Annotated in this window: 7 protein-coding genes; 2 read left to right on the top strand and 5 right to left on the bottom strand. The window is 72.5% G+C overall.

Annotated elements, in window-relative coordinates; translation table 11 throughout:
• Window positions 1-65 precede the first annotated feature (65 nt).
• The 5 genes from AB0O67_RS34740 to AB0O67_RS34720 form a co-directional block, all read right to left on the bottom strand.
• A complete protein-coding gene (locus tag AB0O67_RS34740; protein WP_365459214.1) occupies window positions 66-1,412 on the bottom strand; it encodes a glycoside hydrolase family 18 protein in 1,347 nt (448 codons plus the stop codon).
• 78 nt (window positions 1,413-1,490) lie between these two features.
• Window positions 1,491-3,140 (bottom strand): phosphodiester glycosidase family protein, encoded by a 1,650-nt coding sequence (locus tag AB0O67_RS34735; protein ID WP_365459212.1) that lies wholly within the window; start codon window positions 3,138-3,140, stop codon window positions 1,491-1,493.
• A 216-nt stretch (window positions 3,141-3,356) separates the two neighbouring features.
• Entirely contained in the window at window positions 3,357-4,442 is a 1,086-nt protein-coding gene (locus AB0O67_RS34730) for an endonuclease/exonuclease/phosphatase family protein (protein WP_365459209.1), read from the bottom strand.
• Window positions 4,443-4,562: 120 nt separating this feature from the next.
• On the bottom strand, window positions 4,563-5,630 hold the full coding sequence (locus AB0O67_RS34725) for a glycerophosphodiester phosphodiesterase family protein (RefSeq protein WP_365459206.1): 1,068 nt from the start codon (window positions 5,628-5,630) through the stop codon (window positions 4,563-4,565).
• 7 nt (window positions 5,631-5,637) lie between these two features.
• On the bottom strand, window positions 5,638-5,886 hold the full coding sequence (locus AB0O67_RS34720; RefSeq protein WP_365459203.1) for a hypothetical protein: 249 nt from the start codon (window positions 5,884-5,886) through the stop codon (window positions 5,638-5,640).
• Between the two features lie 12 nt (window positions 5,887-5,898).
• On the opposite strand from AB0O67_RS34720, the gene AB0O67_RS34715 reads away from it, so the two are divergent.
• A complete protein-coding gene (locus tag AB0O67_RS34715; protein ID WP_365459200.1) occupies window positions 5,899-6,585 on the top strand; it encodes a nucleotidyltransferase domain-containing protein in 687 nt (228 codons plus the stop codon).
• Between the two features lie 322 nt (window positions 6,586-6,907).
• On the top strand, window positions 6,908-8,962 hold the full coding sequence (gene fusA, locus AB0O67_RS34710; protein ID WP_365459197.1) for an elongation factor G: 2,055 nt from the start codon (window positions 6,908-6,910) through the stop codon (window positions 8,960-8,962).
• Window positions 8,963-8,983 lie beyond the last annotated feature (21 nt).

The following is an 8,983-nucleotide window of genomic DNA, read 5'->3' as shown; positions in this document are numbered from 1 at the left end:
GCCGCGACCGTGAGGTCGCGGCCCTCTTCTCTGCCCTCGTAGCCGAACGTGATTCCCTTGACGGGTCAGCGCCCGTTGAGGCCTTTGTCGACCGCCGCCGTCAGCTCACCGTCGGCCGTGTCGCCGTCCATCGACCAGAACATCGCGCCGCCCAGACCGAGCTTGCGGACGTACGCCGCCTTGGTCCTCAGCACCCGCGGGTCGTCGTACGTCCACAGCGTGGTGCCGTCGAAGAGCCACGCGCTGCCGTCCCAGCGGTCCCGGTGCACGGTGTACGTACCGGAGGCGGCCAGGCCCTTGAGGACCTTGTAGTCCTCGTAGCCGTCGGCGTAGGTGCCCTTCGCCGGGCCGGTGGCCGGCTGGCCGAGGCCGTCGCCGCCACCGCTCACCCCGGTCCAGCCCTGCCCGTAGAACGGCATGCCGACCACCAGCTTGCGGGGCTGGGCGCCCCTGCGCACCCAGTCCCGGACCGTCTGGTCCACGCTGAAGTCGCCCGGCGCGAACAGGGCCGACTGCTGAGCCGTCGTGGGCTGGCCCGACACGTGGTAGTCGTAGCCCTGGAGATTCACGAAGTCGAAGTCCCGCATGATCCGCGGGATGTCGAACCCGGCGTCGATCGCGCCCGGCGCGGCCGGTACGAACGCCGTCAGGTCGTAGTGCTTGGCCTTCTTGCCGCGCGGCGCCTGGCTCTTCGCGTACGCGTCGAGCTGGGTGCGGAACTCGTGCACGAGGGCGGTGAAGTTGCGCCTGTCCTCGGGTCGGTAGACCGTGTCCGTGTCCCCCGGTGAACCGGGCCACTCCCAGTCCAGGTCCACGCCGTCGAACAGCCCGGCGGCCGAGCCCGCGCCACCGCGCGCGCCGTCGACCGGCAGGTCGCCCTTGATGTACAGGTCGATGCAGGACGAGACGAACTTCTTGCGTGACTCCGCGGTCAGCGCGGCGTCGGAGAAGTGGGTGGACCAGCTCCAGCCGCCCAGTGAGATCAGCACCTTGAGGCCGGGGTGCTTCGCCTTGAGCTCCCGCAGCTGGTTGAAGTTGCCCGCGAGCGGCTGCGTGTCGGTGTCGGCGACGCCGTCCACGGAGTTCTCGGCATCGAGGGGGCGCGCGTAGTCGGCCCAGGCGTCCGCCTCGCCCGGCACGTTCCCGGTGAAGCACTCGCCCTCGGCGTTCACGTTGCCGAAGGCGTAGTTGATGTGCGTCAGCCTGGCTGCCTGACCGCTCGTGTCCAGGTCCTTGACCTGGTAGTCGCGGCCGTACACGCCCCACTGCGTGAAGTAGCCCACCCGCTTGCCGTGCTTGGCGGTCGTGGTGTGCGACTCGGCGGCGACGGCCGTTCCGGCCGCCGGGGCGAGGACGGCGAGCAGGGACAGGGAGCAGGTGGCAAGGGCCAGTCTTCTCAGGGTTCTTCGCATGGGTGGGAACGTATTGGTATGGACCATTGCCGTCAATAGTGCCGTCGGCAGTGCCGTCCGTAGTGCCTTCGGGCGCCGCTAGCGGGCCGGCTCGGGCAGGACGACGAGTGCGTCGCCGGCCGGGCGTTCACCGGTCGCGTCGCTGGGGCGGCCCTGCAGCGCGCCGGCCACGACCATCGCCGTGGAGCCGCCGCCGTCCAGGTTGAGCGCGTCCACCGCGCCCAGGCTGCGCAGCACCTCGGCGGTCTCGGTGATCGACAGCCCGGCGCTGCGGTCGGGGCGACGGCCGTCGACGGTGAGCAGGATGACGTGTCCGTCCCGCGTGACGCCCGCGGCCGTGCGCGGATTGCGGCGCAGGTACCAGTCGTTGTACAGGGCGGCGCGGTCCGCGCCCCCGATGTCCTCGGGGCTCCAGCCGTCCCGGACCGGGTCGAGGACGGTCTCGCCGTCGCGGAGCAGCAGCGGACCGCCGTTGACGACGGACGTCTTCGCGGTGAGCGGCAGCGCGGCCCCCGTGTCGGCGTCCGACACCGTGCTGCGCACCGTGAGCCGGGCACCGATCAGGGCGTGGGCGCGCAGCCATCGGGCCTCGGTGCCCGTGCCCTGGAGCACGGTGCCGCGCGCGGGGACGGCACCGCCCCGGCTGCTGCGCGCCGCGGTCACCCGGCCGGTGGCGTCGAGGGTGACCTGGTATCCGGGGCCCTGTGGAGCGGTGGTGCCGAACTCCGCGGTGACCGCGACGAGTTCGTGGGCGTTGCCGCAGGTGTAGTCGTGCGCCGGATGGGAGAAGGGGGTGGTCCTCCCGACGCCTCCGCAGTTCGCGATCAGACCGGGCTGCCGGTTGAGGCCGGTCACCTTGCGGGTGGCGCCGCCGGGCGCGCCGACCGTGATGTCCGTCCTGAGCCGGCGTACCGAGGTGCCCCGCGCGAAGTCGTCGGGCACCACCAGTGCGGGACGCCCGTTCACGGCTTCCGAGAGGAGGGTGCCGCCGACCACCGAGATGCCGGCGGGATCGCCGTCGGTGCCCGCCACCCAGTTGCCGGGAGTGGTGTGGGGGCCGCCGATGACGAAGTAGCCGCCGTTGACCGCCGCGAGGGCCTGGGTGCGACGCGCCATCGAGCTGGTGGTCTCGCGTCCCGGCACCACGCCGTTGGCCAGCTCCGACCGCAGGCTTCCGCGGAACCCAGCGGGGTCGACGACGAGCACGTCCAGCGACCAGGGGCCGTTCGTGGCGTGCCCGTCGGCGCCGGTGTGGTGGACGGCGGCGGGCAGCCCGCGGGACGCGATCGCGTTCCGGGCCCGGTCGGCGGCGGCCTGGTCGGCGTAGCGGCCGACACGCACCGTCCAGCCGAGCGGCCGGTCCTGCGGCCCTCGCGGATCGGGACCGGCGGTGGGGTCCAGGCGCGGCTCGTACCCGGCGGCGCGGACCTTGCCCGACAGTGCGGCGGCCTCCGCTTCACTCGTGGCGAGACCCACCGTGACGGTCCAGAACTCGTCCGCCGACGCCTGCCCGCGCTCGATCGCGATGTGCGTGACGCCCGGCGCGATCTGCCGGGAGGTACGGCTCTCCGCGAGGCCCGCGGGTCCCAACGGCAGCTCACTCGCGGCCGTCACGTCGGTCCGCTGCGCGGCCGGCTGGATCGGCGAGCTCACGGTGATCGTGACACCGACCACGAGGGCGGTCGTCGCCCCGCCGAACAACCAGCGTCGTGCCGTGCGGAACTGCATGGCCAAGCCCTTTCGGATGGAGGAGTCAGCTGCGACCGTGCATGCCGCACGTGTCGCGAAGCCGACGGCCCACCTGACGCACGGTGACGGAAGGGTTGCCGTATGGAGTGGCGACGCCACGCGCTCCGCCCATGGGCGGATCTCCCCTTGCGCACGTGGTCGTCGGAGCTGGTCTTCGACCATGATCGGCTGCGGCGACATAATGCCATACGGCGGTCAGGTCTCCGCCACCGGAGTGGGTCCGGGCACCGCTCCCGACCAGGGGCCTTCCTCGGGGGCAGATCCTACGAGCGCCCTGCCCGCTCGTCCTCCAGCTTGATCCGCGCCATGACAGGCAAGTGATCGCTGCCGGTCGCGCGGAGGGTCCGTATGTCGGTCACCATCGCTCCGCGCCATGACCTGGTCGATCCTGGAGACGGGGAACGCGGTGGGCCAGCTGAAATCGAAGTCCTCGTCCGGAAAGTCCAGCTGTGACGTCAGCGGGGCCAGACCCCGGTCCCGCGTCGTGCCGTTGAGGTCGCCCGCCAGGATCACCGTGGTCGACCGGTCACCGGCGAGCCTCTCGCCCAGCAGTCCCGCGCTCTCGTCGCGCCACCGGGTGTCGAACCCGTCGGCGGGTCTGATCCTGACCGACGGCAGGTGAGCCACGTACACGGCGACGTCGTGCCGCGGCGCCAGACGGACGGTCGCCCGGAGCCCTCGGTTCCAGTCGTCCGGCACCCCCTTGGCCTTGATGTCCGCCCGTGCCGACTCCGTCAGCGGGTACCGGGACCAGAGGCCGACCGTGCCGACGATCGCGTGGTGGGGGTAGCGGGCCCGGAACGTCTTCTCGTACGCCGGAAGGGCGTGCTCCGTCAGCTCTTCGAGGGCGATGAGGTCGGGATCGGCGGCCATGAGACTGCGTGCCGTGGCCGCCGGGTCCTCGTTCTCGTCGCTGACGTTGTGCTGCACCACCGTCAGGTCGTGGGCGCCGGGCTCCCGGGGCACCAGCGACGGACCGAACACGGCGCACCAGACCACGGTCGCCACCGACCCCGCCGTGAGCGCGCTCGCCGAGCGGCGCACCGCGGCCACCGCGAGCAGCCCCACGACCGGTACGCCGAGCCAGGGCAGGAAGTTCTCGGTCAGACCACCCACGTTCCCCGGGCTGCCCGGCACGAGGGAGGGGAAGAGCAGCACGAGCGCGACCAGCAGGGACAGGGCCACGGTCACGCGCCCACGGGTCCAGGCGGTCCGCCCGTCCTCGTCCCGCCCCCGCCAGGGCCGTCGCCGGAAACGGTCGCGGAACCGACGCGCGGCCACGGACACCCCCAAGTGCTGTACGCCCTGCCGGGCCCACCCCTGTGATCACCGGCCGTCGACGGCGACGATACGCCGTCGACGGGCCGGACGTCCGCTCGGCCCGCGCCGGGGCGCTCCGTATCAGTGGCGCGGGAAGTACTGCTTCGGCAGCCGCATCCCGCGGTCGGCCATGAGCTCGCGGACGTGGTTCGGGTAGTTGGTGATGATGCCGTCGACGCCCATGTCCATGAGCGCCGCCACCGTCGCCGGGTCGTCGCAGGTCCACGGGATGACCTTCAGGCCCCGCGCGTGCGCGCTGTCGATCATCGCGCGGTCGGGGTAGAAGCGGAAGCCGGGGTCGCCGATCTTGCCGTTCTGCGGGAAGCCGTAGTTGGGGGAGAGGGCCTTGACGCCCGGGACGGTCGCGGCGGCCTTCACGAAGTCGCCGTCGTAGTCGTCGGCGTCGATCCCGCCGAGCCAGGGGGAGGCGCCGTCCTTGCCGACCTGGAGGAAGTCGTAGTTGGTCAGCGCCACCAGCGGCCACCGCGGCGCCAGCTTGTGCATCGCCTTCAGCGCGCCCCAGTCGAAGGACTGGACGCTGACCTGGCGCTCCAGTCCGGAGGCGCGGATCTCCTCGAACACCCGGCGTACGAACAGCTCACGCGGCGCGGTCTGCTCGGGCGCGCCCGCCTCGACCTTCGTCTCGATGTTGAGGGTGACGTCCTTGGCCTTGTAGCGCTTGACCAGGTTCAGCACATCGCGGAGCTCGGCCATCCGGGCGCCCTGGATCTGCTCCTGCTCGGGGTGGCCGGGCAGCTGCTGGTAGCCGCAGTCCATGGTCCTGATCTGCGCCAGCGTCAGGTCCTTGATGTACTTCCCGACGTACGGGTACTGCGGGTCGCCCGGCACCACCGGCGCCGTGTCCCGGCACTTCTGCGCGCTGACCTGCCGGTCGTGCGTGACGACCACCTTGTGGTCCTTGGTGACCTGGGTGTCCAGCTCCAGCGTGGAGACCCCCAGCCGCAGCGCCTTGCCGAAGCCCTGCAGGGTGCTCTCGGTCGTCATGCCGAGGCCGCCGCGGTGGGCCTGGAGGTCGAAGCGCGCCTTGTGGGACGACGCGTGGGGGCCGTCCGTCGTCGCCTGGGCGGCCGTCGGGGCGGCCAGCACCGGCAGCAGGGCCAGGCTGACGAGGGCATGTCGTGCGGACATCGGAACCTCACTCGTGAAGATCAGGATTGATCGGGTTGATCGGGGCGATCGGGGTGATCGATTCCTGGACGTTAGTTCGAGACCGGGCAGGCTTGAAGACCTCGACGTGATGCGGCTGTGAACGCTGGAGGAACCCGAGGGTCGCGCCGTGCGCGTCCGGCGGCGGAAAATGGCAGGCCGTCGGCCCGGTGGACGCGGCATCATGACGGTCCGCCGTCGCCCGTGCCACCGAAACGAAGGGCGCGCGACTCGACATCGGGGGGCCTCCGTGACCGTGACCAACATCCTGCTGTCCGGCGTCGTCGGCTCGACCGCGTACGGCCTCGCCCGCGAGGGTTCCGACGTGGACCGGCTCGGCATGTTCGCCGCACCCACCGAGGCCCTGCACGGCCTGCACGGCCCGAAGGAGTCCCACGTCACCACGGCACCCGACCGCACCCTGCACGAGGCGGCGAAGTGGTGCCGCCTCGCGCTCGGCGGCAACCCGACCGTCATGGAACTCGTCTGGCTGCCCGAGGAGTTGTACGAGGTGAGGACCCCCCTCGGTGACGAGCTGATCGGCATCCGGTCGACCCTCCTCGGCGCCCGCCGGGTCCGTGACGCGTACCTCGGGTACGCCACGCAGCAGTTCCGCAAGCTCCAGAGCCGCGCCGGCGACCCGGGCACCCGCAGGCGCACCGCCAAGCACGCCCGCCACCTCAAGCGGCTGTGCACCCAGGGCTACGAGCTGTACGCCACCGGCCGGCTGACCGTCCGGGTGGAGGATCCCGAGAGCTACCACGCCTTCGGCGAGCGGGCCGCGGCCGACCCCTCGACGGCACTGCCGTTGCTGCGCCACTTCGAGGAGGCGTTCGACGCGACGCCCGGCGCCCTGCCCGAACAGCCCGACGAGAGGGCCGCCGAGGCGTGGCTGCGACGGGTCCGGCGGTACTTCTACACGGCGGAGGGGTCCTAGGGCCGGTCGAAAATGCCGTGCGGTCGGTGGACCGTCCTCCCTACACTCGCCTCGTTGTCGAACAGCGAGTCGAGTGAGAGGGGACGGGCCGTGCGTGATCGTGCCGCTGTCGTCGTTCCCCGCTCCCGCTACGAGGTGATCCTCGTGTCTCCGGTCGCCCGGTGCCCGCTGCGCGGCCGGCACCGGAAGCCGTGACGGACATCTGAGCGTCAGCGCGCGTGCGTCGGTGGTCGATCCACGCCCCGCGCCCGCCCGCCGCTTCACGTCACGTCCGGACATCGCGCTGCCCACGCACACACGTCACCCCGAAAGGCCAAGGGCCGTGCGCACCGCATTCGACCGACACCTCACCGCCGTCCGCAACCTGGGCATCCTCGCCCACGTCGACGCCGGCAAGACCACCCTCACCGAACGCATCCTCTACGCCACCGGCGCCACCCACCGCCGAGGTGAGGTCCACGACGGCACCACCGTCACCGACTTCGACCCCCAGGAGCGTGACCGGGGGATCACCATCTTCGCCGCGGCCGTCAGCTGCGCCTGGGACGGGCACCGGATCAACCTGATCGACACCCCCGGGCACGTCGACTTCGCCGACGAGGTGGAACGTTCGCTGCGGGTGCTGGACGGGGCGGTCGCCGTGTTCGACGCCGTCGCCGGCGTCGAGCCGCAGAGCGAGTCCGTGTGGCGGCAGGCCGACCGGTACGGCGTACCGAGAATCGCGTTCGTCAACAAGCTGGACCGCGCGGGCGCCGACCTCGACACGGCGGTCGCATCGATCCGTGACCGGCTGCACCCGGCCCCGCTGGTCGTGCAGCTGCCGATCGGCACCGAGGACGGTTTCACCGGCGTCGTCGACCTGGTCGGGATGCGGGCGCTGATCTGGGCCGACGGCGCCGGGACCGCGGCGGCGGCGCGACCGGTTCCGCCGGACCTGCTGGACGAGGCGCGGCGGCGGCGACGGCTCCTGGAGGAGGCGGTCGCCGAACTGCACCCGGACGCGCTGGAGGAGTTCTGCTCCGCCGCGGAACTGTCGCAGCGAACCCTGGCCGCGGCCCTGCGGGACCTCACGCGCACCGGTGACGGCGTCGTCGTCCTGTGCGGCTCGGCGTACCGCAACCGCGGTGTCGAGCCGCTGCTCGACGCGGTCGTGGCGTATCTGCCGTCACCGCTGGACGTGCCGCCGGTGCGCGGCACCGGCGGCGAGGAACGCCCGGCCGATCCCGCGGCGCCCCTCGCGGCACTGGCGTTCAAGGTGAGCGCCACACCGACGGGGCGACTGACGTACGTCCGGCTGTACTCGGGGACGATGGAGAAGGGGGACACCGTGTGGGAGGCGGGTGCGCGGCGCGCCGAGCGGATCGGGCGGATCCTGCGGGTGCAGGCCGACCGGCACGCGCAGGTGGACCGGGCCGTCGCGGGCGACATCGTGGCCGTGGTCGGGCTGAAGTCCGCCCGCGCCGGGTCGACCCTGTGCGCGCCCGGCGCACCACTCGTCGTGGAGCCGCCGAGCGTGGCCGAACCGGTCGTCACCGTGGCCGTCGAGGCCCGTGCGTCCACCGACACCGGCCGGCTGGCCACGGCACTCGCCAGGCTGGCCGAGGAGGACCCGTCGCTGGTCGCGCGGACCGACCCGGAGACCGGGCAGACCGTGCTGTCGGGCATGGGCGAACTGCACCTGGAGGTGGCGGTGGAGAAGCTCCGGCGCGGCCACGGGCTGGACGTCAATGTCGGCCGGCCCAGGGTGACGTACCGCGAGACGGTCGAGCGTGGTGTGGCCGGGCATGTCCACCGGCATGTCAAACAGGACGGCGGAGCGGGCCAGTTCGCCCATGTCGTGCTGGACGTCGAGCCGCTGGAGAGCGGGTTCGAGTTCCGCTCGGCGGTCGTCGGCGGGCGCGTACCGCAGGAGTACGTGCGTGCCGTCGAGGCCGGCTGCCGGGACGCCCTGGCCGAGGGGCCGCTCGGCGGGCATCCGGTGACCGGGGTGCGCGTGACACTGACCGACGGGGCGACCCATGTGAAGGACTCGTCGGAGATGGCGTTCCGGACGGCCGGCCGGTCCGGTCTGCAAGGTGCCCTGCGCCTCTGCGTGATGGCGCTGCTGGAGCCGGTCGTCGAGGTCACGGTCACCGTGCCCGAGGAGGCCGTGGGCGGTGTCCTCGGTGACCTCGCCGCCCGGCGTGGCCGGGTCTGCGGCTCGCAGACCCGGGCGGGCTCGGCGGTCGTCACCGCCACCGTGCCGCTGGCCGAACTGTTCGGCTACGCGACGCGGTTGCGCAGCCGGACCCAGGGCCGGGGCGCCTTCACCGCCCGGCCCACCGGGTACGCACCGGCGCCGGTGAACGCGACGGCGACGACGACGGCCGGCCGGTAGGGCCGAGGGCGGCCCCACCTC

It is taken from the genome of Streptomyces sp. NPDC086077 (assembly GCF_040686175.1).
Classification (GTDB): domain Bacteria; phylum Actinomycetota; class Actinomycetes; order Streptomycetales; family Streptomycetaceae; genus Streptomyces.
Note: the sequence above shows the minus strand (reverse complement) of the source record. Positions and strands in the feature narration are given on the sequence as shown.